This is a genomic window from Williamsia sp. DF01-3 (genome assembly GCF_023051145.1).
Taxonomy (GTDB): domain Bacteria; phylum Actinomycetota; class Actinomycetes; order Mycobacteriales; family Mycobacteriaceae; genus Williamsia.
The window spans coordinates 2,325,821-2,351,776 of sequence record NZ_JALKFS010000005.1 but is presented as its reverse complement, the minus strand read 5'-3'; the positions used below and the strand labels follow the sequence as shown (position 1 = coordinate 2,351,776).

Genomic DNA, 25,956 nt, shown 5'->3' with positions numbered 1-25,956 from the left:
TCGCTGCCATCGCGGTCACCCTCATCGCACTGCTCCGCTAGACCACGCGTCGCCTCGAGCCCTACGCACCGGTTCGGATCAGTGCGCCGCACACACGGCCGCGCGTGGGCACTAGCTGATGTGCCGGTTGGCGGCCCATCTGGTGAGTGCGTTGCGATTGGACTGCTGGGTCTTGCGCAAGACATTGGACGCGTGGGTCTCCACAGTCTTGATGGAGATCACGAGGTCTTCGGCGATCTCCCGATACGTGAACCCCCGGGCCAGCAGCCGCAGGACCTCCATCTCGCGTGGAGTCAGCGAATCGAGTTCGGGATCCAGATGTGGTTCCGGCACGGGCGATTTCCCGGTGAACGAATCGAGCACGAATCCGGCCAGTCGCGGACTGAACACGGCGTCCCCATCTGCGACCCGACGCACGGAATCGGCCAACTCCGAGCCGCCGATCGTCTTGGTGACATAGCCGCGGGCACCCGCGCGAATGGTGGCGATGACGTCTTCGGCGGCGTCGGACACACTCAGCGCCAGGAAGACGGGTGACTTCTGCGGTGCGGCGTCGGCGACACCTCGCAGCACCGCGATCCCTCCACCGGCAGGCATGTGCACATCGAGCAACACCACGTCCGGTGACGACTGGAGGATGCCCGCGATCGCATCGGCGACCGCGCCTGCCTCGCCGACCACGGCCATGTCGGTCTCCGAGGCCAACTCCGCTCGTACGCCAGAGCGGAAGACACCGTGGTCGTCCACAAGAAACACCCGGTATGGCTCACTTCGGCCGGTCATCGCCCCAACTCTCTCAATTCACCGCGTCCGATTCGGAACCGGCGTCCTCACCGAGGTCCGTGACCAACGGCGTCTCGCCGCCACGCGGCATCGACATCCGGACATCGACCCCTCGACCGGCGGTCGACTTGATCTCAACGCTACCGCCGTGCCGCTGTACCCGCGCCTTGATCGACCCCGACACCCCGCGGCGATCTTCTGGCACCTGGTCGGGGTCGAAGCCGACGCCACGGTCGCGGACGAACACCTCCACCTGGGAGCTCTCCACCTCGGCGTACACATCAACCGAGCGTTCCCCGGAGTGTTTGGCGGCGTTGACAAGTGCCTCCCGCGTCGCCGCGATCAGCGCAGCCCATCGACGGTGATCGCCACTCCAGGAGGGGTCATCGGCCGTGACGTCGCCGACGGTCACCACCTCGACTTCGACGCCGTAGTGGTCTTCGACCTCGGCGGCAACGGCCTTGAGTGCGGTGGTCAGCGAATCGCTCTGCTGCCCTTCACCTTCGAACAGGTAGCGGCGCAGCTCGCGTTCCTGACTCCGCGCCAGGCGCTGCACCTCTTCGGCATGTCCCGACCGCTTCTGGATCAGTGCCAGGGTCTGCAGCACAGAATCGTGGAGGTGCGCGGCGATCTCTTCCCGTTCGGCGTTGCGGATGCGTGCGGCGCGTTCGGCACCCAGCATCCGGGCCATCCGCAACCACAACGGGATCGTCAGCAGCAGCACACCCAGTACCGTCGCGGCGACGGCCAGCAACGTGGTGCTCAACCCGCCGATCCGGTTGTTCCCGGCCAGCACCACCACCACCAGGCCGATCACCACCAGCGTTGCGCCACCGGCGATTCGGGTCCAGGTGATCGCCCGGGCCGACGCGGATCTGGGCCTCCATGTCGAATCGAGTTCGCGCCAGACAAGTGATGCGCCAACCGCCACCACCACCAGCGGGATGAGGAACTGCGCGGGGGTGCCTGAGGCCACGAACCCCACCGACACCACTGCGACCACGCCGACGATCGCCAGGCCGATTCCCTGCCGCCGTTCGGAGGAGGTCGGCGGTTCGGTGTCGGTACCCGGCGGGCACATGAACCAGAGCAGACCGTAGGCGCACACGCCGGCCCCGGCCAGTGCGCTGAGCACGACGAACACCACGCGCACCCGGAAGGCGTCCACTCCGAGGTGGTCGGCCACGCCTCCGGCGACCCCGCCGATGACACGGCCACCATCGCGGCGGTGGACACGTTCGACTGTTGGCACCAGTCGATAGTGGCACGCGCCCGCCGTCGCACACATCAGGGACAATCCCCAGATGTGATTCCAGGGAGCAGATCAGGGTGAATCCCGATGGTGCGGTGCCCGACCCGTGATCAGTATTGAACACATGAGCGGAGATGTCCCGAAGACGAAGCGAAGCGGAGCTCGACCATGAATGCTGCATCCAGTCCCACCATCAATGCCGAAGTACTGCAGAACATGTGGCGAACGCGCCCGGCACGCGCGGCGTCGGGTTCGACGATCGGCGGCGTGTGCACCGGGATCGGTGTCCGGTACAAGGTCGACCCCACGCTCGTGAAGGTGGCGTTCATCGTCTCGGCTCTGTTCGGCGGTGCAGGCATCCTGCTCTACATCGCTGCGTGGATCGTGTTGCCCGAGGGCGCTCCTGCACAGTCATCTCCGGAAACGGCTATGCGCCCCAAACGCTTTGGGCATGGGATGCGTCATGCCTCATCCCACCCGCCGACCGTGGTCGCGGTGGCCGTCGTGGCCGTAGTGGCCCTGATCGCCGGGCCCCATCTCGCGTGGAGCAGTGGTGGTCTCTTCGGCCTGGCGCTGATGATGCTGGGCTGGTGGTTGCTCTACCAGCGCACACCGGTCCCCGAGCCCGGTACGAGCGCCGACACGTTGGGGCAACAGGCTGCCGGCGATCCGGTCACCGCAGGCGGTTCGTGGTGGCAGACCGCCACAGGTGTGCACACCCCTGCTGCGGGCGGGCACTTCCAGAGCTGGACTCCCCGCGCCTGGCTCAAGGAGGACCCTCCGGCGACGGCGGCCGACGCGACGCAGAAAACTGATGGTGAGGATGCGGACTCCGATGTCGAACCGCCTCTCCCGACCCCACCTGCATGGGACCCACTGGGTGCGGCGCCTTTCGCCTGGGATCTACCGGAACCGTCGTCGCCGGTGGAACGCAAGCCGTCGTCACGCTTCACCCCGGTGGTGCTCGGTATCGCGGTCATCGTCGCAGCGGTCGCGGCGGCGATCGGCACGGAGGTGGATTGGTTCGGTCCGGCACGGGTCGGGGCCATCGCGTTGGCCGTGGTCGCCGGCGGACTGGTCATCGGTGCATTCGTGCGCAAGGGCGGTGGCCTGATCCCGATCGCCATTCCCCTCGCCGGGTTCGTGGTGATCGCCACGGTGATCGGCAACGTGAACCTGCCCGAGGGCGGCATCGGCGACCGCGATTGGAAGCCGCTCTCGGTGACCGATCTCCAGGACGAGTACTCCCTGACGATGGGTTCGGCACGACTCGACCTCACCGCAATCGAACTCGACGCCGACAAGAAGGTGACGATCGACATGGGTGTCGGCGACTTCAAGATCATCGCGCCCGAGAACATGAATCTGCGCGCCGATTGTGAAGTGGCCATCGGAGAGGTCAAATGCCCCGAGGGTCTCGAGGGCGGACCTGATGGATCACAAGGTCCGGTGCTGACCATCGACGCCCATTCGAACATCGGAAATGTGGAGGTCATCCGTGACTAAGTTCGCACCATTTCAAGCCGTGACCGGAATTGCCGGACTATTGGTGGCCTTGTGGGCCATCGCGGGCGGCCCCGAACTCAACGGCTCGGATTCGACGATGTGGATCGCGCTCGCCGTTGCTGTCGGGGTGGGACTCATCCTGATCTTCAGCGGAGGAAGAGACAAGAAAAAGCTGCCCGGGGTGCCCGAGCACGAAACGACCAGCTAGCAATATTCGCATCGATCCGGCCGCGCAACAGCGGCCGGATCGATGCGTTGATTCACCGCGAAAGCGGCTTTGTCCACGTAATCGAGTAGCGAAAGAGCAATTCGCGTCGAAACCGTGATCCGGGCAGGAGTTCGGACGCATGTGTGCGCATTTCCCGATACGAGACCGGCGGCGGCCACACAATGGGCGACGGCTGTTTCCACACGTTCCGCCGTGCCACCGTGGCGCCCGCGGCCACGATGGATGCGTAGTCCAACGCACGATCGCGAAGGCCTACGCTGCCCGCACAGCCGACCACGACCAGCGTTCCGCCAGGACGGATGAGTTCCCCCATGCGCTGCAGGCCCTGACGGGGATCCATGTGATGCAGTGTCGCAACCGAGACGACCGCATCGAAGGACTCCGGTTCGAACGGATGGCTGAGGACGTCACCACAGATGTAGTCGATGTCGTCCGACTTCGCCGCCGCCATGTCGACGCTCGCCTCATCGCAGTCGATCCCGACCACGTGCGGTATGGATCGGCGTAGAAGTCGGGTCAGCATTCCCTCGCCCGATCCGACGTCGAGCACCGACTCTGCTCGTCCTTGCAGCGACCGCTCGATGAATGGGTAGTAATGGGTGTTGAAATTCCAGTGTCTCGAATCCGATGCGATGTGGTCATGGTCTTCGATTCGAAGAAGAGACCAACGTTCTTTGACCGAATTGTTGCCGTTCATGATCGCCACCTGATGCCCCCAACCTGTTCGCGGAGATACAACATAAACGTGTTGTGTCCCACATATGAACCGTGTACTTCACCTTGTTGCCCGAATGGCGAATTCACGAACGAGGCCGATTCGACAATTCGGTGATACGACCCCGCTCGTACTCACCATTACTTTTACAACGTAGCACGGAGACGATTCAGGCTTGCCCCGGCGATCATTCTGATGATTGGTCAGCATGTTCACAGTAGGCAGACACAAATCAAACATTGAAATGCGTGCTGGTCGCAGCCTGAAACAATGGCCGGACATCCGATTCAGAACGAATGGAAGGATAAAGCCAATACGGGAGTGAAATTATTCATTCACGCCGACGAATGGAACGCGCCGCGCCCACAGGCACGACAGCGAACCTATTCCCATTCGATGGTGCCCGGGGGCTTGCTGGTGACGTCGAGTACCACCCGATTCACCTCAGGCACCTCGTTGGTGATCCGTGTCGAGATCTGTTCGAGCACCTCGTAAGGGATGCGGGTCCAGTCGGCCGTCATCGCATCTTCACTCGACACCGGACGCAACACGATCGGATGGCCGTACGTGCGGCCGTCGCCCTGCACACCCACACTGCGCACGTCGGCGAGCAGAACCACCGGACACTGCCAGATCTGGTGATCCAAACCGGCGGACGTCAGTTCCTCACGGGTGATCAGATCAGCTTTTCTGAGGAGTTCGAGACGGTCTGCGGTGACCTCGCCGACAATTCGGATCGCCAGACCCGGACCCGGGAAGGGCTGGCGTCCGACGATCTCCTCCGGCAGACCCAACTCACGCCCGACAGCCCGGACCTCGTCTTTGAACAGCAGGCGCAGTGGCTCCACCAAACTGAACTCGAGATCCTCTGGCAGGCCACCGACGTTGTGATGACTCTTGATGTTCGCCGTACCGGTTCCGCCGCCCGACTCCACGACGTCGGGATACAAGGTGCCCTGCACGAGGAAGTCGACCTTCTCCCCTTCGGCCGCCCGGTCGCCGAGCACATCGCTCACCGCGCCTTCGAAGGCGCGGATGAATTCGCGGCCGATGATCTTACGTTTGGCCTCCGGATCACTGACGCCTGCCAACTCACGCAGGAACGTCTCCTCGGCATCAACCGTCACCAGACGAGCGCCGGTAGCGGCCACGAAGTCCTGCTGAACCTGCTCGCGTTCCCCGGCCCGCAGCAATCCGTGGTCGACGAAGACGCAGGTCAGACGATCTCCGATGGCCCGCTGTACCAGCGCGGCAGCCACCGCCGAGTCGACACCGCCGGACAGCCCGCAGATGGCGGTGCCGTCACCGATCTGTTGTCGGACCTGCTCCACAAGCGCATCGGCGATGTTCGCCGCGGTCCAGGTGGGCTTGAGGTCCGCGACCTCATGCAGGAACCGGGTCAGGATCTGTTGCCCGTGCGGTGTGTGCATCACCTCAGGGTGATACTGCACACCGGCCATCTGACGTTCGATGCTCTCGAACGCTGCGACCGGAGCGCCCGCCGTCGACGCGGTGACCTCGAACCCGGGCGGCGGTTCCTGGACCGCGTCGTTGTGGCTCATCCACACCGGCTGTTGGGCCGGGGTGCCCGAGTGCAGCACGCCGCCCTCAGTGGTCATCGTGGTTCGACCGAACTCGCGCCCGCCGGTGTTGGCCACCACGCCGCCCAGCGCATTCGCCATGGCCTGGTAGCCGTAGCAGATCCCGAACACCGGAACGCCGAGGTCGAACAGATCGCCGTCGATTCCCGGGGCGTCGTCCGCATAGACCGACGCAGGTCCCCCGGACAGGATCAGCGCGACCGGATTCTTCGCCTTGATCTCGTCCAGGTCGGCGGTATGGGGGATCACCTCGGAGTAGATCCGGGCCTCACGCACGCGACGCGCGATCAGCTGGGCGTACTGCGCCCCGAAATCGACCACCAGAACCGGTCGCGGAGCCGCTGATTCCACACCTGTATCTTCGCTGTCTGCCACGCCTGTCAGTCTAAACCCGGCCGGGGTCGGGCCCGTCCCACCGGCAACCGGACGAGGTCGGTACTCAGGCGCTCACACCGTCGGTCTTGGTGATCACCGTCAGTGGCAGCCGAAGCGCACCGGGCGCATCCGCCGGAACCACCGGCGACTTGGGCGGCGTCGGCGAGATCCGCTCGTAGGGCTCGCCCTGCGGCGGCCGGTTGTCGCGCTCACCCTTGTTGGGCCACAACGCAATTGCGCGCTCGGCCTGGGCACAGATCGACAGCGAGGGATTGACCCCGAGGTTCGCCGAGATGGCCGCACCGTCGGTGATGTGCAAAGTCGGGTAATTCCACACCCGGTGGTAGGGGTCGATCACACCGGTGTCGGGACTGTCAGAGATCACACACCCGCCGAGGTAGTGAGCGGTGAGCGGCATGTTGAACACATCTCCCCAGGTTCCGCCGGGCAGACCGTCGAACTGTTTCGCCGCGCGCTCGGTGGCTTCGTTACCCGCCGGGATCCACGTGGGGTTGGGCTCCCCATGGCCCTGTTTGGTGGTGACAAGACGCCACGGCCCAAACTTCTTCACGAAGGTGGTGAGCGAATTGTTCCGGTTCTGCATCACCAGCAGGATCACCGTGCGCTGACTCCAACGCCGCAACCAGATCAGCTGCAGAACGCCCCGCCAGCCCTCTTCACGGGCCTTGTCGAGCAGCTGAGCCGCCTCGACCGACCCGGCTTGTCGTCGGTGAGGAATGTCTGCAGCGCCGCAATGGCGTTGGATCCCTTGCCATATCGGACTGGTTCGATGTGGGTGTCGGGCGACGGGTGGAAGGACGAGGTGATCGCGATGCCCTCGGAGAAATCCTGCGCCGGGTCGTAGGAACGGCGCATCGCACCCAAGATCGATTCGGAGTTGGTGCGGGTCAGCACACCCAGCGTTTCGGAAAGTTCCGGCAGCGAACCCCTGTCCTTGGCCAGGTGCATGATCTTCTGGGTGTTGAACGTACCTGCGGCGACGATCACCTGACCCGCGGTCAGGGTCCGGCGGCGGGCACCGATCCGGCCCCAGGCCGCCGACCGAGCCGTGTGCACCTTCCAGCTGCCGTCTGCTTGCGGATCCAGCCCGGTGACCGTGGTGCGGTCGAGAATCGTCGCCCCGCGTGATTCGGCAAGACCGAGGTAGTTCTTCAGCAGGGTGTTCTTCGCGCCGTACCGGCATCCGGTCATGCAGGCGCCACACTCGACACACACTGTCCGGTCAGGGCCTGCGCCACCGAAGTACGGATCGGCCACCCGCTCACCCGGAGTTCCTGTGCCACCGGACTTCTCACCGAAGAAGACGCCTACGGGGGTCGGCCCGAAGGTGTCCCCCACCCCCATCTCGTCGGCCACCTGCCGCATGACGCGGTCGGCGTGGGTGACGATAGGGGTGCTGACCACACCCAGCATGCGGCTGGCCTGGTCGTAGTACGGCGACAGCTCGCTCTCCCAGTCGGTGATGTGCTCCCACTGTGGATCCCGGAAGAACGGTGTCGGCGGTTTGTAGAGTGTGTTGGCATAGTTCAGCGACCCACCGCCGACGCCCGCACCGGCCATCACCATCACGTCTTTGAGCAGATGAATGCGTTGAATGCCGAACATCCCGAGCTTGGGAGCCCACAGCCACTTGTGCAGTCGCCAACTGGTTTTGGCGAACTGGTCGTCGGCGTACCGCCGGCCCGCTTCGACGACACCGACCTTGTAGCCCTTCTCGACCAGCCGTAAGGCGCTGACACTCCCGCCGAAGCCCGATCCGACGATCAATACGTCGTAATCGTGCTTCTCGCGAGTGGCCGGCTGCTCGGGCTGGGAGTAGCTGTTACCGCGTGATACAGACACCACGCCATCGTACATTGGTACGTTACCGGCCGGTAATGTATGGCGAATTCTCGCGTGAGAAGAGCCAGGAGCGAGTGGTCAATCGCAGGCCGACAGGCCGACCTTCTGGAACTCCTTGAGGTCGGAGTAGCCGGCCTTGGCCATCGAACGCCGCAATGCGCCAACGATGTTGAGATGTCCGAACGGGTCGTCGGTGGGCCCGTGCAACACCGTCTGCAGATCCGGCCTGCCTTCGTCCTCGGCCACGGCCAGCAGTGCGCCACGAGGCATCGACGGATGCGCGGCGGCAGCGGACCAGTAATAACCGCGGCCGGGCGCCGAGGCTGCCGCAGCCAGAGGTGTGCCCAGGACGGCGGCGTCGGCGCCGCAGGCAATCGCCTTGGCGAGCTCGCCGGAGTTGTGGATGTCGCCGTCGGCGATCACGTGCACGTAGCGACCGCCGGTTTCATCGAGGTAGTCGCGACGGGCCGCTGCGGCATCGGCGATGGCCGTGGCCATCGGAACCCCTATCCCGAGGACTTCCCCGGTGGTGGTGGCCCCGGCGGTGGAGCCGTAACCGACGATCACCGCAGCAGCACCGGTACGCATCAGGTGCAGGGCGGTGCGGTGGTCGTGCACGCCACCGGCGATCACCGGTACGTCCAGTTCGGCGATGAACGTCTTGAGGTTCAGCGGTTCGGAATCTCCTTGGGAGACATGCTCGGCGGAAATGATCGTGCCGTGGATGACCAGGAGCTCCACCCCTGCTGCCACAAGCACCGGCGTGAGCTCGGCAGCCTTTTGTGGGCTGACCCGCACCGCGGTGGTGACGCCGGACTCACGAATCGACGAGACAGCCTGACCGAGCAGGTCAGGATCGATCGGCGCCGCATGGAGTTCCTGCAGCTTGCGCACTGCCGCGGTCGGATCGATCTCGTCCTCGGCGATCCGCACCACCTCGGCGATCTTGGCCTCGACATCGCGGTGGCGAGCCCAGAGACCTTCACCGTTGAGGACGCCGAGACCCCCGTGCCGACCCAGTTCGACAGCCGACTGCGGCGAGACGAGCGCGTCCGTGGGGTGACTCAAGATGGGGATCTCGAACCGGTAGGCATCGAGCTGCCACGCGGTCGACACCTCTTTCGACGAGCGGGTGCGCCGAGACGGCACGATGTTGATGTCGCTGAGTTCGAACGTCCGACGGGCCGTACGGCCCATCCCGATGTCCACATGATCACGCACGAGGGTGCCTTTCGTCACTGCTGCACACAGAACCGCATCGGTGAGCACCGACAGACCGGTTCACGAACTGACTCGACCTGCCCGAATCGGATCGGTGCCGGCCGCCTTGAGAACTCAGCGGGAAGTGTAGTTGGGCGCCTCGACGGTCATGGTGATGTCGTGCGGATGGCTCTCTTTCAGGCCCGCCGCCGTGATCTGGACGAACTGGGCGTTCTGCAGCTCGGCGATCGAGCTCGAGCCGGTGTACCCCATCGCAGCGCGCAACCCGCCACCCAGCTGATGGATCACCTGGGTGAGGGGTCCACGGAACGGCACTCGTCCCTCGATGCCCTCGGGCACGAGTTTTTCTTCGGAGAGCACATCGTCCTGGAAGTAGCGGTCTTTCGAGTAGGACTTCGCCTGGCCGCGACCCTGCATCGCGCCGAGGGAGCCCATCCCCCGGTAGCTCTTGAACTGCTTGCCGCCCACCAGGATCAGCTCGCCCGGGGCTTCTGCGGTGCCGGCGAGCAGCGAGCCGAGCATCGCGGTCGATGCGCCTGCCGCCAGCGCCTTGGCGATGTCGCCGGAGAACTGCAGCCCGCCGTCGGCGATGACCGGAACGCCAGCCGGCTTGCAGACCGCAACTGCTTCCATGACCGCAGTGATCTGCGGGGCGCCCACGCCGGCGACCACACGGGTGGTGCAGATCGAACCGGGTCCGACCCCGACCTTGACCGCATCGGCACCGGCCTCGACCAGAGCGGCAGCGGCAGCACGGGTCGCGACGTTCCCGCCGACGATCTGCACCTTCGACCCGATCTCTGCCTTGAGTTTGCTGACCATCTCCAGGACCAGCCGGTTGTGCGCGTGCGCGGTGTCGACGATGATCACGTCCACCCCGGCGTCCGACAGCGCCATGGCCCGATCCCACTGGTCACCGCCGGTTCCGACCGCGGCCCCGACCAGCAGCCGCCCGTCGGCGTCCTTGGTGGCATTGGGGTGCTGCTCTGTCTTGACGAAGTCCTTCACCGTGATCAAACCGGTCAGGCGACCGTGACCGTCGACGATCGGGAGCTTCTCGATCTTGTGCCGTCGCAGCAGGCCGAGCGCGGCTTCGGCGGATACACCCTCCTGGGCGGTGATCAATGGAGCCTTGGTCATCACCTCGGAGACCGGCCGGTTCTGATCGACCTCGAAACGCATGTCCCTGTTGGTGATGATGCCGACGAGCTCGCCGGCGTCGTCGGTGACGGGCAGGCCCGAGATACGGAAGCGGGCACACATCGCATCGACCTCGGCCAGCGTGTTCGACGGGCTACAGGTCACAGGATCGGTGACCATGCCGGCTTCGGACCGCTTGACCGTTTCCACCTGCCCCGCCTGGTTCTCGATCGAGAGGTTGCGGTGCAGCACACCCATCCCACCTGCGCGGGCCATCGCGATGGCCATGCGGGATTCGGTGACGGTGTCCATCGCCGAGCTCACCAGGGGCACCCGCAACGTGATGTCGCGGGTCAGCTGCGACGAGGTGTCCACGTCGCTCGGGATCACGTCGGAGGCCGCGGGCAACAGCAGGACGTCGTCAAAGGTGAGGCCGAGCATGGCGACCTTGTTCGGGTCGTCGCCGCCGGTCCACACCGGGCCTCGTGCCTGGGCGGAGCCGGCTGTCGGGTTGTTCATTCCGGGCACGCTCATTCCGGTCAGGCCTGTTCCACTTCGGATCGGCATGTTGTCATTTCGATGAGTCCATCCTATCTGCTCGGCGGACCTCCTCAGGACGTCGCATCCTGCCCTCGGCGGTGCCCTCTTCGAGCGTTGATTCGGCGGTCGGCCCTCCCGCACGCCCCACAGGTCGTTCACCTATGTGAAGGAGGATCGTTCATCCAACCGGCGTCGATCTTTCATTCATGCGGTGCACAGACTGGCGCCGGTGGGGTGAGGCTGACTACCGTGGTCAGCGTGCGAGATCATCTGCCGCCGGGGCTGCCACCGGACCCGTTCGCCGACGATCCCCGAGGGGACCCGTCGGCGGCGTTGGACGCCGCCCCACCCGGTGAGCCACTGGACGCGAACGAACGCATGGCGATCGAGGAAGACCTCGCCGATCTCGCTGTCTACGAGGCACTTCTGCACCGCCAGGGGATCCGCGGTCTCGTCGTGGTGTGCGACGACTGCCAGCTCGACCACTATCACGACTGGGACATGCTGCGCGCAAACCTGCTGCAGCTCCTGGTCGAGGGCACGGTACGACCGCATGAGCCGGCCGTTGACCCCAGTCCCGAGGCGTACGTCACCTGGGATTACTGCCGCGGCTACGCCGACGCGACGATGCACGCCAAAGACGAGGACTGACTTTCTTCCCCACCGCGGGCGTCGGGCTGATCAGCCCGGCGGCGGTAGCGGGACGCTGCTGGTCGTCGAGGTGGTCGTCGGGGTCACCGGCGACTCACTGACCACGGTCTCGTCGGTGGTCGGCGGTGGTGTGGACACCGAGGTCGTCTCGGACGGGATCACCGTCACCGTCTGCTGAGTTTCGGTGATCGTCACCGCCGGCAACTGCAGCTGCGGCAACGTCGTCTCCACCGGCGGGAGGGTGACGGTCGTCGGGAGGGTGATGGTCGGCAGGATCGACGTGAGCAGGCCACGCAGCTGGTCGATCTTTGCCTGGAGCTCGGCCCGCCTGTCGGTATCGGTCACATCGGCCAGTTGTGACTCGGCCCGGTTCAGCAAGGTCTGGGCCGCAGACCTGTCACCTGTCGACAACAGGTCGACGGCCTGATCGAGATCGTTCTCGACGTCGCCGACTGCGAGCGTTGCCGAAGCGTCCGCTCCGAACATCACTTCTTTGACACCCCAGAGCGGGTCACCGGGCGAGGCGTCATGAGCCACCACGGACAAACCGCCGAACACGATCGCACATGCTGCCGCGGCGCCGGCCGTGTAGCGGGCCACGGTCAGGGACCGGCGACGGGTCGCGGTTCTTCGCTGTGTGGCGATGCCCGCCTCGACCTCTTCGAGGGTCGGGTTTGCAGGCATCGGAGCGGCCGTCACCTCGGCACGCCAGTTGGACAGCAGCGCCGCCAGTTCGTGATCTACGGGCGATTGCGCAGGCACGCCACGCTGGGACACCAGAGCGTCGATGAACTCGTCGTCGGCACGAACCGCGCCCAGGTTCACCGGGATGGAGTCTTCATCGATCGCCTCGGATGCCGATGAGGGCACGCTCTGGAAACGCTCGTCGGATTCATCACCGAACCCCTTGCCACCACGTCGATCGCGCCTGTCACCCATCGCCCTCACCTACCCTTCTCGATCTCGGTCTTCAATTTCGCGAGTGCCCTGTGTTGAGCCACCCGCACCGCTCCCGCCGTACTACCCACAGCGGACGCGGTCTCTTCGGCCGACAGCCCGACAACGAGTCGGAGCACCAGCACCTCACGCTGCTTGTCCGGGAGCGTCGACAACAGTTCGTTCATCCGACGGCCCGCGTCGGAGTCCAGCGCCCTCTGTTCGGGTCCGTCGTCGACGGCCATCCGCTCGGGCATCTCATCCACCGGCTCGGCCTTGTTACGACCGGCCGCTCGATGAGCATCGGCAACCTTGTGGGCGGCGATGCCGTAGACGAACGCCATGAACGGTCTGCCCTGGTCTTGATACCGGGGCAGAGCTGTCATGACGGCCATGCAGACCTCCTGCGCTACGTCGTCGGCGGAGAGCGAATGCCGCTCACCACCTCCGACCCTGGCCCTGCAATAGCGCACAACCAGGGGGCGGACACTTTCGAGTACGTCGGAGAGAGCCGATCGGTCGCCCTGCGCTGCGGCAGAGACAACCCGGTCCAACTCTTCACCTGTAAAAATCATCGCTCGTAGACGTCTCCGCGTTACCTTCGCCGATTGGTGCCGGCCGCGCGGAGGCCATACCCCCGGCGGTAAGTCGCTAGTAGCTTAGCCAGCGAACGGCCTCGCGTTCTCGCCGCTAGCGCATCGCACCGCCGCGAGCTGCCAGTTCGTGCCTCAGATCGGCCGCACTCGGCGATCCGCCGGCGCCGAGCGCTTCGAGCAACATGGCCGATGCCCACCACAGCGGCAGTTGACCAGCGAATGCTGCCGCATCACCAACTCGCTGGGCTCCTTCGATGGCGCGCGTCGTCTCCCCCGCGCTCGCCGCGGCCGCAGCAGCGATCAGTTCGGTCTTGATGAGATGGCGCTGCGAAGGACACCTTCGGGCCACTACAAGGGCTGCCGCCGCGCGTTCTTCTGCGGTCTCGGGGTCACCGCTGTACATCGCGAGTTCGGCCCGGACCCACAGTGAGCGCAGGGCCGGTCGGCCATGCCACACCCATTCGCTGCTGCCCTCGATGCGTTCATGCGAGTCGATCAGCAGGGCGTCGACCCGGTCCAGCAGTCGCGCGGCGGCGCCGAACATCCCGCGCCCGAGATCATCGGCGGCCAGACCGGTGAGCGCGTCGCACCAAGCAGACACCCGGGGTCCGGCGATCGTGGCCGAATCGGACCCTGCCACCGGGGTGGCGAGCAGGGCCAGTGCGTGTGCGTCATGGTAAACCGCGCGAAAGTGCTCTCCACCCTGGCGCAGATGCGCGGCGCGCGTACTCGCGGCGAGGGATCGGAGAACGACGTCGGTGCTGGTGATGGCGATCCGGTGCAACTCCGTGGCCGCCGCGGCGTAGTGGCCGCTACCTCCCAACGCGACGGCGCGAAACCACCTGTCCCAGCCGTCAACAGCCACGGGAAGTGGGTACTCGCCCGCACTGCCGCCGAAGGCGATCGCGGGTAGTGTGACCTGCATCGCCCTCCTCACATCACGGCACGGTAACCAAGTTAGCGTGAATTTAACTTACTGAAACCGGCTCAAAAGTCGCCTCGACGTCAATCTGAGGTCACCGGAACATTTCCTGCGGGTAAATTGCAGCTCTTCTGCGTTTTCCCTCCATACGCGGTTCTCAAACCATCGCGACCTCGGGCGACAGCACTCGAATGGCCCCTGACATGCGCATACGCCGCCTGCCTTCGCCATGCCCCGACGCCAGTCGTCATCACAAAACAACAGGGCGTCGATAAACAAATGGTTAACATCGCCCGAAGTTCGCGTCTTCAATTGGCGGAATCGGGGCCTGTTGACTCCATTTCCTCGCTTTGCATACGGTGTGCTGGACGTCGAAAACAACGCGGTCTCGACCAGTCAGTCACAATTACGCCTCACCGGCACGTCACAGAGGAGCACGCAGATGCCTCAGCCGAACCACCTTCCCGGACCGAATGCCGACATCTGGGATTGGCAGATGAAAGGCTTGTGCCGCGGTGTCGACTCATCAATGTTCTTCCATCCGGACGGCGAGCGTGGCCGTGCCCGGGCCCAGCGGGAACGTCGCGCGAAAGAACTGTGCCACCAGTGCCCCGTGGTAGCTCAATGCCGCGAACACGCACTGGCGGTCGCTGAGCCATACGGCATTTGGGGCGGCCTGTCCGAGTCCGAGCGTGGAATGCTCATGAAGCGCGGGGTCGGGCGCCGCATCGCGAGCTGACCCTTTGCAACTCCACGAAATCCAACGCAAAGAAACAAAACAGAATTGGATTTCAATCTCAACAAATTGAATCTTCACAAAAGCGAGGACGCCTGATATCGGCTCCTCGCTTTTGTTGTCAAGACAAATACGAGAAACAACACCCGAACAACCGGTGAACGACAAACGCCCCGGCCGTGGGGCCGGGGCGTTCGAGGTCGGGCAACAACTAGTGCGCGTGCCCGTGACCGTGACCATGACCGTGGTCGGCCTCGGACTCGGCCGGCTTGTCGGTGATGGTGCTCTCGGTGGTCAGGATCATCCGCGCCACCGAAGCGGCGTTGACGACGGCCGAGCGGGTCACCTTCACCGGGTCGACCACGCCGTCGGCGAGCAGGTCGCCGTAGGTCAGGGTGCCGGCGTTGAAACCGTGGCCGCGAGGTAGCTCGGCAACCTTGGAGACCACCACGGCCCCGTCGGTTCCGGCGTTGGCCGCGATCCAGAACAGTGGCGCCTGGGCGGCCTGCTTGACCACCCGCACACCGAGCGCCTCATCACCGTCGAGGCTGTCGGCGAGATCGTCGAGGACCGCAGCGGCAGCCTGCACGATCGCCGAACCACCACCGGGGACGATGCCTTCTTCCACAGCTGCCTTCGCTGCCGCGACGGCGTCTTCCACACGGTGTTTGCGCTCCTTGAGTGCGGTCTCGGTGGCTGCGCCGACCCGGATCACTGCCACCCCGCCGGCCAGCTTGGCCAGGCGCTCGGCGAGCTTTTCCCGATCCCAGTCGGAATCGCTGGCCTCGATCTCACGACGGAGCTGCTCGGCGCGGTTCGCGATGGCGTCGGAGGTTCCCGAACCGTCGACGATCGTCGTAGCGTCCTTGGTGACGACGATCCGGCGTGCGCCGCCGAGCAGTTCGAGCCCGGCGTCGGCCAGGGTGATCCCGATGTCGGCGGTGATGACGGTGCCGTCGGTGACGATCGCCAAGTCCTCCAGGAACGCCTTGCGACGGTCGCCGAAGAACGGTGCCTTGACCGCGACAGCGCGGATCGTCTTACGGATCGAGTTGACCACCAGAGTTGAAAGCGCTTCGCCTTCAACATCTTCGGCGATGATCAAAACAGGCTTGCCGGATTCGGCGATCTTCTCCAGAAGCGGCAGGAAGTCGGGGAGCGAGCTGATCTTGTCCCGGTAGATGAGCACCAGCGCGTCTTCGAGGACGGCCTCCTGGCTGTCGATGTCCGTGACGAAGTACGGCGACAGGTATCCCTTGTCGAACTGCACACCCTCGGTGATCTCGAGGTCGGTGACAAGTCCCGAGCCTTCCTCCACGGTGACGACACCATCGGCGCCGACCCGGGCCATTGCCTTGCCGACCATCTCGCCGACCTCTGCGTCACGGGACGACACGGTGGCGACCTGCGCGATGGCTTCAGCACCTTCCACCGGGGTGGCAGCGGCGAGCAGCGACTCGGAGAGCGCGTCGGCGGCCTTGGAGATCCCCAGGCCCAGCGCGATCGGGTTGGCCCCTGCTGCGACGTTGCGCAGTCCGGCCTTGACGATTGCCTGCGCCAGAACGGTGGCGGTGGTCGTACCGTCGCCGGCCACGTCGTTCGTCTTGGTGGCAACAGATTTGACGAGCTGGGCGCCGAGGTTCTCGAACGGGTCTTCCAGGTCGATCTCTCGCGCGATGGTGACGCCGTCGTTGGTCACGGTCGGACCGCCGAACGCCTTGGCCAGCACCACGTGGCGGCCGCGGGGTCCAAGAGTCACCTTCACCGCGTCGGCGAGGTGGTTGACCCCTCGCTCCAGCGAGCGCCGGGCCTGCTCATTGAATTCGATCTGCTTGGCCATGTGTGTGGCTCCTAAGATTTTGGTCGGGTGATGAAACGACAGCCGCCCCGGCTACCCCGCATGGGGACGCCGGGGCGGTGTCGAACCAGAGTTACTTGGAGATGACTGCCAGCACGTCACGCGCCGACAGGATCAGGTACTCCTCGCCGGAGTACTTGATCTCGGTGCCGCCGTACTTGCTGTAGATGACGGTGTCGCCTTCTTTGACGTCGACCGGGATCCGGTTGCCCTGCTCGTTCACGCGTCCTTCGCCAACGGCGACGACGGTGCCCTCTTGCGGCTTTTCCTTGGCCGTGTCGGGGATGACCAGGCCGGACGCGGTCGTCGTCTCGGCCTCATTGGCCTGAACGAGGATCTTGTCCTCGAGCGGCTTGATGTTCACGCTCGCCACGATGTGAGCCCTCCACTTTCGGGGTAGTTCGGGCCCGAAGACCGGGCCCTGTTAGCTGTTCGGAACGTATACGGCGCCTGGATCGGTCCCGTCGTCGCGGGTGCCGGAACCTCACTGGGTGCCGACTAGCACTCTATACATGCGAGTGCCAGCACTCAAGGTGAGAGTGTGCGAAGTTCTCATTCCGGGAGCGATACCGTCGTCGCGACGGCGCGGTCGCGACGACGTTCCCATCCGATCAGGCCAAGCGTCGACACGAGGGCGACCACGGTCAGCACTGCGATCACCGTGATGGCCGGGACCATGCCGCCGATCAACTCCCCGGGACGCCCGGGTTCGGCGCTGCCGAGGATGGCGGTGATCACCGCCATCATCAGCGCGCCGCCGATCTGGATGCTGGTGTTGACGAGCCCTGAGGCCAGCCCCTGCTCGTCGTCCGACACACCGGCGGTGGCCTGGGAGTTGACCGAGGGGAACGTAGCCGCGAACCCGATGCCGAGGAACAGGATGGTCGGTAGCAGGAAGACGAAGTAGTTCATACCCGGTTCCACGCGGAGGAACCACAGGTATCCGATGAGGAACGCCACGAAACCGCCCGCGATGAGCAGCTTGGTGCTCACGCGGTCGAGCACCCGGTCCATGAAGAACGCACTGGCCACCACGAGCACACCGGCGGGCAGGAACCCGAGTGCCATCTCGATCGGCGACCATCCCAGGGAGTTCTGCAGGTACAGCGTGACGACGAACTGGAAGGCCACATAGCCACCGAACATCGCCGCGGCCGACAGGTTGGCGTGCACGAGCGTGATCGACCTCAGGATCCCCAGTCGGAGCAGGGGGTGTTTGTGCCGCACCTCCACCGCGATGAAGGCTGCAGCGAGTAGACCTGCGATCACAAACAGGACGATGGTCGACGTCGCTGCCCAGCCGACCTCAGGCGCCTGCACCACGGCGAACACGAGGATCAACAGCGCAGATGTACTCGTGACCGCGCCGATGACGTCGAAGTGCGACCAGTTGAACGCCGCGCGTGGCGACTTCACGATCACCCGGGCACCCACCACGAGTAGCAGCAGCGCAACGGGGCCGGGGAAGATCAGTGTTGCGCGCCATGACAGTTCGGTGAGCAGCCCACCGAAGACGAGGCCCAGGGAGAACCCGCTGGCGCCGCACACGGTGTAGATCGACAGTGCTTTGTTGCGGGCCGGCCCCTCGGCGAAGGTCGTGGTGATGATCGACAGGCCTGCGGGCACCGTGAAGGCCGCGGCCACGCCTTTGACGAAGCGCAGCGCGATGATCAGGGTGTCGATCTCGGTCGCCGCGCTGACGACGGAGGCGACGCCGAACACTGCCAGTGCCGTGAGGAACACCCTGCGACGACCGAGTAGATCGCTGGCTCTACCTCCCAGTAGCAGCAGGCCGCCGTAGCCGAGGACGTATCCGCTGACGATCCACTGCAGCTGCGCCTGGTCCATGGCGAGTTCGGAGCCCATCGAAGGGAGCGCGACCCCCACCATCGAGACGTCCAGCCCGTCGAGGAACAGCGCGCCGGCAAGAACCACCAGCAACAACCAGGTCTTGCCGGTCCATCCGCCGGCAGACGTGACGTGCTCGGTGGCCGGCGCGTCGCCGGCCATCAACTCCTTCTCGTCTTTCGTTCTGGGTTCTCGGATCTTCGGATCTTCGGGTGTGGTTTCAACCGTCATGGTCCAAAACTATATGCATTTGCATCTAATGTGTCTACATAAAATGCAGTCGAACATAATGTGGTTGCATCTGATACGATGCCCTCATGTCCACCCCGCGCCGAAGCGACGATGACCTGGCCCAGGCCTGGCATTCGCTGTCGGTGCGATACCACCGCCTCCAGTGCGACCTGGACCGGGAATTGCAAGCGGCACAACAGATCTCGAACAGCGAGTTCGAGGTTCTCGAGCTCCTCTCGGCCGCGGACGACTGCAAACTCCGGATGAGCGAGCTCGCCGGATCAGTCCACCTGAGTCAGAGCGCCCTGTCCCGTCTCGTGGCCGGGCTCGAGAAAGACGGATTGGCATGCCGATCCATGTGTCCGCAAGACCGCCGTTCCGTCTTCACGCAGCTCACCGACGAGGGGCGAGCCAGGTACGAGGCGGCCAAGCCCGTTCAGCGCGCCATCCTCCGTGCCGAAGCCGAATGCCATTCATCCGGTTCGATCTGCGGCGCGATCGAAGTGAACCAAGGCCCACATAGCTGAACGCAGATCAGTAGTTGCTGACCTGCACCGACAGACCCGGGTCGGTGGCCACCGTCAGATCTGACGGGGCTGCCCCACCGGCGATCACGTGGGCACCCAGGGTCGCGATCATCACGCCGTTGTCGGTGCACAACCGCGGCTTCGGAACCCTCAGCGTGATCCCGGCGTTCTCACAGCGTTCTCGCGCGAGCGACCGGATTCTCGAGTTCGCGGTCGCGCCGCCGCCGAGCACCAAGGTGTCCACACCGACGTCTCTGCATGCCCGCACGGCCTTCATGGTCAGTACGTCGGCCACCGCTTCCTGGAAAGACGCCGCAATATCCGCGACGGGTGGCTCGACACCATCACGGCGGCATTGCTCCACGTATCGGGCAACCGCAGTCTTGAGACCGCTGAACGAGAAGTCGTGCCGCGCATCTCGTGGACCGGTCATGCCCCTGGGAAACCGGATGGCGTTCGGATCGCCCTGTGCTGCAGCCGCATCGAGTGCCGGGCCGCCGGGGAAACCGAGGCCCAGCAAGCGGGCGACCTTGTCGAACGCTTCACCGGCGGCGTCGTCGACCGTCGTACCCAACTCCACGATGGGCGCACCGAGGTCGTCGACGTGCAACAGGTGTGTGTGCCCGCCCGACACCAACAGCGCCACACAGGGCGGCATCGGGCCGTGTTCGAGGGTGTCGACCGCAACGTGACCGCCGAGGTGGTTCACCGCGTACAGCGGTACATCCCACGCAGCCGCATAGGCTTTCGCTGCCGCAACCCCGACGAGCAACGCACCGGCAAGTCCCGGGCCGATGGTCACCGCCACGGCATCGGGCACTCGGATGTCTGCCGTCGCGAGCGCACGCCGCAGGGTCGGGACGATGGCTTCCAGATGTGCGCGGGAGGCGACTTCGGGGACCACTCCCCCATATCGGGCATGCTCATCGACACTGGAGGCCACCTCATCGGCCAGCAGTGTGGTCGTACGGTCGGCATTCCACCGGACGATTCCCACACCTGTTTCGTCACAGGAACTCTCGATACCCAGGACGATCATGGTCGGCCTCCCTCGGGCGGGGCTGATCTATGCTCACGCCGCATCGTGTACGCGTCTGCCCCGCTGGGCTGGTAGTAGCCCTTCCGGGTTCCCACGATCTCAAAACCGTTGCGACGGTACAAGTCGATGGCCGCCTCGTTGTCGGTACGCACCTCGAGGAACACCGGCGCCCGACGCGTGTCCGCGATCTCGAGCAGTGCGGCGAGAAGCCCCCGTCCGTGACCGTGTCCCTGATGCTCCGGGGCGACCGCGATCGTGTGGATCTCACACTCGTGGCCGCCCTCCGGTCCGAGCACGGAAATACCCGCATAGCCGACCAGGTCGTCGCCGTCACGGGCCGCGAAGTAGTGGTTGTGTGGCGTCGAGATCTCGGCACGAAATGCTTGCGCGGGCCACGGCGAGTCCCCCGCGAACAGCAGGCTCTCGATGGCCGCGCAACGGGCCGCGTCGCGAGGGAGTAGTGGTCCGATCTCCACTTTCGACGAGGTCATTTCTTGCGGTCCTTGAGTTCCACGGCATCCGGTCGACGAAGGTACAGCGGCGTCAACGGCGCGGGTGGTGTCCTCGACAGGAGTCCTGGCAACGCCGCCTGAACCAGTCCGATCGCCGTGGGAGCCGTAGTGGCGAGCACCGGGTAGTCGAAAAGCGCGGTATGAGCGGGAGACCCGGCAATCGCGTCGATGGCCGCCGAGCCCGGCGAGGTCGCCTCTGCGCGCTCGAGCGCGGCAGCGAGATCGGCGGGAGCCTTGACGTCGGGACCGTCGGTACGGGCGCCACGGGTGTACCGCGCCCAGTAGACCTCCCGACGGCGGGCGTCGGTGACAACAAGAAGGGAGTCGACGTCGCTCGCCGCGACCGCGATCGCGTCCAGCGAGCACACGCCGTGGACATCGACACCCAGCGCATCGGCGAAGGCAGCGCCGGTGGCGAGCCCGACACGCAATCCGGTGAACGGTCCGGGACCTTGCCCCACCACAACTGCGTCCAGGTCAGCCCTCGCGACGCCCGCCTCTTCGAGGCATTCCAGGATGCGGGTGGTGAGGATCTCCGCGTGGCCCCGCGTGGTGGTCTCCACACGTTCGGACCGCACGGCGAGCCGGCCGGGCGGTGATCCGGCCGTGCCGGTATCGAGTTCCACGATCCCGGTCACGACCTCGGGCGTTGCGGTATCGACTGCGAGGACAAGCACGATCAGCCAGCCTACCCGTGACGGCCGACGCGCCGTGGCGAGCGGACGTCGCCGACTGCGTCAGCCGCGGGTCACCCAGCCGTAGTCGACGGTGCGCTCGTCGGTGTCGAGGTCACGGCGCAGGCGAACGAGCAGATGACGTCCACTCAGCCGTTCCGCCACCCCCTCCCCCATTCGACGACGACCACGGAGTCGGTGAGGTCGGTGTCGAGGTCGAGGGCGTCGAGTTCCTCCAGACCACCCAGCCGATAGGCGTCGACGTGAACCATCGCCGGTCCACCTCCTGGCCCCGGCCGGTGTTCCCGCGCGATGATGAACGTCGGTGAGGTGACGCGACCCTGCACGCCGAGACCTGCCCCGATCCCCCGTGCCAGAGCGGTCTTGCCCGCTCCGAGTGGCCCGTCGAGGATCACCAGATCTCCCGCGCCCAGGCCGGCGGCCAGGGTACGTCCGAACGCCTCGGTGTCCTGCACCGTCGGCAGGATCTCCTGCTCGAAGTCTGCCTGGTCGTCAGATGTCACGGTCGCTGTACCCGCCCGACGAGCCCGCTGATCGCGTCGTTGACTGCCTGCGGGTTCTCCATCATCACCATGTGGCCGCACTCGGCAACGCCGAGCAGTTCGCAGTTCTTGCCCAGACGGTTGTGCAGTTCCACCGAGTTCGCCACCGGCGTGACCTTGTCTTCGTACCCGCACACGACGGCCGTCGGGATCGCGGAGAGCACCGGGAGCCCGGAGGTCTCGTCGTGCTCCTCGAGAGCACGCAGAAAGTTGACGACCGTGTCGATCCTGGTGTTCTGGATGACCGATTCGGTGAACTCGATCACGGCGGGTGAATGGTATGCAGAGCCAAAACTGCCCGCGGTCAGCACCGGGGCCATCAGCATCCTCGTCACGCCCCGGCCTGCCTCCACCGCTCGCGGGGCCTGCCGGACGGACAGCCTGAAGGCGTCGACCAGTGGATTCTGCAGTCCACGTCCCAACCCGGCCTGCGTGATCCCGTGGGCTGCGCTCGCCACGAACCCGACACCGACCACTTTCGACCCGAACAGTTCCGGCCGTCTGCTGGCCAACGCCATGATCGCCATGCCACCCATCGAGTGCCCCACCAGCACCACGGGCCCATTCGGAACAACTACGCGCAGAACGGTTTCGAGGTCCGCGGCCATCTGAGTGATGGTGCACGAGCCCGCGGCCGCCTGCGCAGACTCACCGTGCCCCCGGTGATCGAAGAAGACCATGCGGACGTCGTCACCCCACGTCTGCGCGAGATCCCGGCGCTGGAAGTGCCACGTGGACATGCGCAGGCAGAAGCCGTGGACAAAAACGACGGTGAGCGGCGCGTCTCCCGGACCGACTTCCCGAACAGCCAGCGGCACACCATCATCGGCGACCACGATGCTCGGGCGATCGTTGTAGATCGACCCGAAGTCCTCAATGGAGTTGGGGTCGCTGGTGGGGTGCCGCCGCGTCAGCGAACGCGCTGCCGCCCCCACAGCGAGAGCGCCCAGAGTCGCGATGCCGGCGGTACCGGCCAAGATCTCCCAGCGTCCGGTGCGCTCCATCAGCCGGGCCCCGTCGCGACGGGTGTGTGGCGGTCGTTCGGAATCGGCGCTGGCGCACCGACATACGTCCGCACCACCCGCCCACGGATTCCGGAGACGATCTCGTAGTCGATGGTGCCGATGGCCTCGGCCCACTCGAGAGCGGTGGGTCCACCATGCTCCCCCGTCCCGAACAGCACCGCGCGATCGCCCACGTCGACACCACCGCCGTCCGCGCCGAGGTCGACGACCATCTGGTCCATACAGACACGTCCGACATTCGGAAAGCTCCGGCCATTGATGTGCACCCGCAGGGTGTTCGACAGCAGTCGCGGAACCCCGTCCGCGTAGCCTGCCGGCAGCAACGCAACGGTGGTGTCGCTCGGCGCAGTCCACGTGTGACTGTACGAAACACCTTGACCTGCCGGGATCTTCTTGACCGACAAGACCTCGGCCGAAAGAGTCATCACCGGGATCAACCCGAAGTCGCCCAGGTCGGGGGCAGGCGATCGGCCGTACACGGCGATGCCGGGCCTGGCGAGATCTCGGCTCAGGTCGGGCCTGGTGAGCGTGGCCGCCGAATTGGCGATGTGCACAACCTCCGGATCCACGCCGATGCGGCGCAGGTCGGCCACGGCCTCATCGAGGCGTTCACCTTGCAGGCTGTTGAGTGGATGGCCGGGTTCGTCCCCGCGCACGAGGTGGGACATCACTCCGCGTAGCACGACCGATTGCTCCGCCGAGGCAGTTGCGACGGCGTCCCGCAGCTCGTCCCACTCATCTGCCGCCACCCCGTTACGGGCCAGGCCGGTGTCGACCTTCACGGTGACCGACGCGGTACGACCCGCCGTGCGAGCCGCCTCGACGACCGCGGTCAGCTCGCGGGGCGAGGAGACACCGATCTGCACATCGGCCTCGATGGCAGCACCGAAGTCCGTCGAACTGCCGTGCAGCCAGGCCAGCAGAGGCGCGTCGATCCCGCCCCGGCGCAACGCCAGCGCTTCGTCGATGGTCGCGACCCCGATCTCGGCCGCCCCAGCGCTCATCACCGCCGCAGCGACCTGCACGGCGCCGTGACCGTACGCGTCCGCTTTGAGGACGGGCATCAGCGCAGCGGTGGTGTGTGCCTGTAGGACCTCGATGTTGTGGGCAACCGCCGACAAGTCGATGCGGGCCTCGAGCGCCGGAGAATTCATCGCCCACCATTGTCGCACTCGAGACCACCGAGGAGGGCACGCAAGGTGGGCGACACCGCCGCCAGCAATGCCGACGCACCGATCGGGGCGTTCCCGCCACCGTGGTTCGGCCCTCCCGCAGACGCTGCGGTCGCCGCCAGCGCGTGTACTCGCGCTGCCGCAGCCGCGGCAAAGGACGGTTCCAGACCTGCGGCCAACAGACTGCCTGCGATGCCCGACAACACGTCGCCGGCGCCGGCCGTGGCAGCCCACGACGATCCTGCGTCGTTCACCAGTACCTGCCCGGAGGGATCCGCGATCAGTGTCGCCCGCCCCTTGAGGAGCACCGTCGCACCCAGTTCTGCCGCGAGATCCTTCACGGCCGCGATCCGGTCGACGCCGGGGGGCTGTCCGGTGATCCGGGCGAACTCGCCGGCGTGCGGGGTGATCAAGGTGGGTGCGGTGCGGGTGGTCAGCAGCTCACGGTGGGTGGCCAACAGTGTGAGTCCATCGGCGTCGACAAGCACGGGCAGGTCGGTGTCCAACACGTGTCGCAGTCGCCTGATCCCGGTGTCATCGGTTCCTGCGCCTGGCCCGATCACCCACGCCTGCACCTTGCCCGTCTTCTCCGGCTCATCACTGGCGACAACCTCGGGGAAATGCGAAAGCACCTGCGGCGCTGCCGTTCCGACGTACCGGACCATTCCTGAGGTGGCCGCCACGGCTGCCCCGCTGCACAACACGCCAGCTCCTGGATAGCGCGCCGAGCCCGCGACGACACCGACCACTCCCTGGCTGTATTTGTCGTCCGACGGTCCGGGCACCGGCCACATCGCGGCCACCTCGGCGTTGCTCAACTGCCGCAAGGCCGGGCGGTGAGCCTCGATGCCGATGTCGGCCAACACGATCCGGCCACACTGGGGTGCGGCGAGCACGTGAGCCACCCGGTACTCACCGAATGTCACTGTCACCGCGGCCCGCACGGCCGGGTCATTGACCTGCCCGGTGTCCGCATCGACCCCTGACGGGATGTCCACCGCCACGATGGGCGCGGTGAGCTCACCGACGATCCGAGCCGCTTCCGGGCGCAGCGGTCCCGAACCGCTCAGCCCCACGATGCCGTCGATCACCACATCGACGTCGCGCGAGAAGCTGTCGGTGATACGCCCGCCGGCGCCGCGGAAAGCGGCGAGACCGCTTGCGTGAGTGCGGTCGCCGGCCAGCAGGACAGTCCGTACGTCGACGCCCCGCCGGCGTAGTAGCGCGCCCGCGAACAGAGCGTCCGCCCCATTGTCGCCGGCTCCCGCAAGCACACCGACCTTGCGTCCGTAACAACCACCCGATCGTGACACCAGTTCCGCCGCAACCACATCCGCGACAGCGCGAGCCGCACGACCCATCAACACCCCGCGCACCAACAGATCTCCGGTCGCCACCTCGGCGGCCCGGATCGAGTCGGCGGTGAAGTAGTCGATCATCG

Annotated in this window: 23 protein-coding genes and 2 pseudogenes; 5 read left to right on the top strand and 20 right to left on the bottom strand. The window is 65.7% G+C overall.

The window, feature by feature from the left end; genetic code table 11:
• Positions 1-111: 111 nt before the first annotated feature.
• Together MVA47_RS13330 and MVA47_RS13325 are read right to left on the bottom strand one after the other, a co-directional pair.
• On the bottom strand, positions 112-783 hold the full coding sequence (locus MVA47_RS13330; RefSeq protein WP_023962046.1) for a response regulator transcription factor: 672 nt from the start codon (positions 781-783) through the stop codon (positions 112-114).
• 13 nt (positions 784-796) lie between these two features.
• A complete protein-coding gene (locus MVA47_RS13325; RefSeq protein WP_245969066.1) occupies positions 797-2,035 on the bottom strand; it encodes an ATP-binding protein in 1,239 nt (412 codons plus the stop codon).
• A gap of 168 nt (positions 2,036-2,203) precedes the next feature.
• On the opposite strand from MVA47_RS13325, the gene MVA47_RS13320 reads away from it, so the two are divergent.
• Both MVA47_RS13320 and MVA47_RS13315 read left to right on the top strand, forming a co-directional pair.
• Positions 2,204-3,541 (top strand): PspC domain-containing protein, encoded by a 1,338-nt coding sequence (locus MVA47_RS13320; protein ID WP_247208287.1) that lies wholly within the window; start codon positions 2,204-2,206, stop codon positions 3,539-3,541.
• Positions 3,542-3,560: 19 nt separating this feature from the next.
• A complete protein-coding gene (locus tag MVA47_RS13315) occupies positions 3,561-3,749 on the top strand; it encodes a hypothetical protein (protein WP_247208286.1) in 189 nt (62 codons plus the stop codon).
• Between the two features lie 52 nt (positions 3,750-3,801).
• On the opposite strand, the gene MVA47_RS13310 is transcribed toward MVA47_RS13315, so the two are convergent.
• The 5 genes and pseudogenes from MVA47_RS13310 to guaB form a co-directional block, all read right to left on the bottom strand.
• Positions 3,802-4,467 carry a bifunctional 2-polyprenyl-6-hydroxyphenol methylase/3-demethylubiquinol 3-O-methyltransferase UbiG gene (locus MVA47_RS13310; protein ID WP_247208285.1) on the bottom strand — a complete coding sequence of 222 codons (666 nt, stop codon included), beginning with the start codon at positions 4,465-4,467 and terminating at the stop codon, positions 3,802-3,804.
• Positions 4,468-4,868: 401 nt separating this feature from the next.
• On the bottom strand, positions 4,869-6,461 hold the full coding sequence (gene guaA / locus MVA47_RS13305; RefSeq protein WP_247208284.1) for a glutamine-hydrolyzing GMP synthase: 1,593 nt from the start codon (positions 6,459-6,461) through the stop codon (positions 4,869-4,871).
• Between the two features lie 64 nt (positions 6,462-6,525).
• Positions 6,526-8,339: pseudogene (locus tag MVA47_RS13300) on the bottom strand (GMC family oxidoreductase N-terminal domain-containing protein).
• A gap of 63 nt (positions 8,340-8,402) precedes the next feature.
• Positions 8,403-9,545: a GuaB3 family IMP dehydrogenase-related protein gene (locus MVA47_RS13295; protein ID WP_247208283.1), complete on the bottom strand. Its 1,143-nt coding sequence runs from the start codon at positions 9,543-9,545 to the stop codon at positions 8,403-8,405.
• Between the two features lie 114 nt (positions 9,546-9,659).
• Positions 9,660-11,204: an IMP dehydrogenase gene (guaB, locus tag MVA47_RS13290; protein ID WP_281504727.1), complete on the bottom strand. Its 1,545-nt coding sequence runs from the start codon at positions 11,202-11,204 to the stop codon at positions 9,660-9,662.
• 279 nt (positions 11,205-11,483) lie between these two features.
• Between guaB and MVA47_RS13285 the strand changes: the two genes are divergently transcribed.
• Positions 11,484-11,876: a DUF5319 domain-containing protein gene (locus tag MVA47_RS13285; protein ID WP_023962030.1), complete on the top strand. Its 393-nt coding sequence runs from the start codon at positions 11,484-11,486 to the stop codon at positions 11,874-11,876.
• 30 nt (positions 11,877-11,906) lie between these two features.
• Here the strand turns inward: MVA47_RS13285 and MVA47_RS13280 are convergent, their stop codons facing one another.
• From MVA47_RS13280 to MVA47_RS13270, 3 genes are all read right to left on the bottom strand, one after another.
• Entirely contained in the window at positions 11,907-12,815 is a 909-nt protein-coding gene (locus tag MVA47_RS13280; RefSeq protein ID WP_247208282.1) for an anti-sigma-D factor RsdA, read from the bottom strand.
• A 5-nt stretch (positions 12,816-12,820) separates the two neighbouring features.
• Entirely contained in the window at positions 12,821-13,387 is a 567-nt protein-coding gene (locus MVA47_RS13275) for a sigma-70 family RNA polymerase sigma factor (protein WP_099381869.1), read from the bottom strand.
• Positions 13,388-13,502: 115 nt separating this feature from the next.
• Entirely contained in the window at positions 13,503-14,333 is an 831-nt protein-coding gene (locus tag MVA47_RS13270; RefSeq protein WP_247208281.1) for a hypothetical protein, read from the bottom strand.
• Positions 14,334-14,772: 439 nt separating this feature from the next.
• Between MVA47_RS13270 and MVA47_RS13265 the strand changes: the two genes are divergently transcribed.
• Positions 14,773-15,069, top strand: a complete 297-nt coding sequence (locus tag MVA47_RS13265; RefSeq protein ID WP_031333284.1) for a WhiB family transcriptional regulator — start codon at positions 14,773-14,775, stop codon at positions 15,067-15,069.
• Between the two features lie 208 nt (positions 15,070-15,277).
• On the opposite strand, the gene groL is transcribed toward MVA47_RS13265, so the two are convergent.
• The 3 genes from groL to MVA47_RS13250 form a co-directional block, all read right to left on the bottom strand.
• A complete protein-coding gene (gene groL, locus MVA47_RS13260; protein WP_247208280.1) occupies positions 15,278-16,906 on the bottom strand; it encodes a chaperonin GroEL in 1,629 nt (542 codons plus the stop codon).
• Between the two features lie 91 nt (positions 16,907-16,997).
• Positions 16,998-17,297 carry a co-chaperone GroES gene (groES, locus tag MVA47_RS13255; RefSeq protein ID WP_030171070.1) on the bottom strand — a complete coding sequence of 100 codons (300 nt, stop codon included), beginning with the start codon at positions 17,295-17,297 and terminating at the stop codon, positions 16,998-17,000.
• A gap of 179 nt (positions 17,298-17,476) precedes the next feature.
• On the bottom strand, positions 17,477-18,934 hold the full coding sequence (locus MVA47_RS13250; protein ID WP_247210754.1) for an MFS transporter: 1,458 nt from the start codon (positions 18,932-18,934) through the stop codon (positions 17,477-17,479).
• A 155-nt stretch (positions 18,935-19,089) separates the two neighbouring features.
• On the opposite strand from MVA47_RS13250, the gene MVA47_RS13245 reads away from it, so the two are divergent.
• On the top strand, positions 19,090-19,530 hold the full coding sequence (locus MVA47_RS13245) for a MarR family winged helix-turn-helix transcriptional regulator (RefSeq protein ID WP_247208279.1): 441 nt from the start codon (positions 19,090-19,092) through the stop codon (positions 19,528-19,530).
• A gap of 7 nt (positions 19,531-19,537) precedes the next feature.
• Here the strand turns inward: MVA47_RS13245 and tsaD are convergent, their stop codons facing one another.
• From tsaD to MVA47_RS13210, 7 genes and pseudogenes are all read right to left on the bottom strand, one after another.
• Positions 19,538-20,569, bottom strand: a complete 1,032-nt coding sequence (gene tsaD / locus MVA47_RS13240) for a tRNA (adenosine(37)-N6)-threonylcarbamoyltransferase complex transferase subunit TsaD (protein ID WP_247208278.1) — start codon at positions 20,567-20,569, stop codon at positions 19,538-19,540.
• Positions 20,566-21,060 (bottom strand): ribosomal protein S18-alanine N-acetyltransferase, encoded by a 495-nt coding sequence (gene rimI, locus MVA47_RS13235; protein ID WP_247208277.1) that lies wholly within the window; start codon positions 21,058-21,060, stop codon positions 20,566-20,568. The genes tsaD and rimI overlap by 4 nt, the downstream gene beginning before the upstream one ends.
• Positions 21,057-21,758: a tRNA (adenosine(37)-N6)-threonylcarbamoyltransferase complex dimerization subunit type 1 TsaB gene (gene tsaB, locus MVA47_RS13230; RefSeq protein ID WP_247208276.1), complete on the bottom strand. Its 702-nt coding sequence runs from the start codon at positions 21,756-21,758 to the stop codon at positions 21,057-21,059. Before tsaB ends, rimI begins: the two co-directional genes overlap by 4 nt.
• Positions 21,759-21,818: 60 nt before the next feature.
• A pseudogene (tsaE, locus tag MVA47_RS13225) lies at positions 21,819-22,279 on the bottom strand (tRNA (adenosine(37)-N6)-threonylcarbamoyltransferase complex ATPase subunit type 1 TsaE).
• Complete coding sequence (locus tag MVA47_RS13220) at positions 22,276-23,322, bottom strand: alpha/beta fold hydrolase (RefSeq protein WP_247208275.1); 1,047 nt, start codon at positions 23,320-23,322, stop codon at positions 22,276-22,278. Before MVA47_RS13220 ends, tsaE begins: the two are co-directional and overlap by 4 nt.
• Positions 23,322-24,497: an alanine racemase gene (gene alr, locus MVA47_RS13215; protein WP_247208274.1), complete on the bottom strand. Its 1,176-nt coding sequence runs from the start codon at positions 24,495-24,497 to the stop codon at positions 23,322-23,324. Before alr ends, MVA47_RS13220 begins: the two co-directional genes overlap by 1 nt.
• Positions 24,494-25,954: an NAD(P)H-hydrate dehydratase gene (locus MVA47_RS13210; protein WP_247208273.1), complete on the bottom strand. Its 1,461-nt coding sequence runs from the start codon at positions 25,952-25,954 to the stop codon at positions 24,494-24,496. The genes alr and MVA47_RS13210 overlap by 4 nt, the downstream gene beginning before the upstream one ends.
• Between the last annotated feature and the right edge of the window lie 2 nt (positions 25,955-25,956).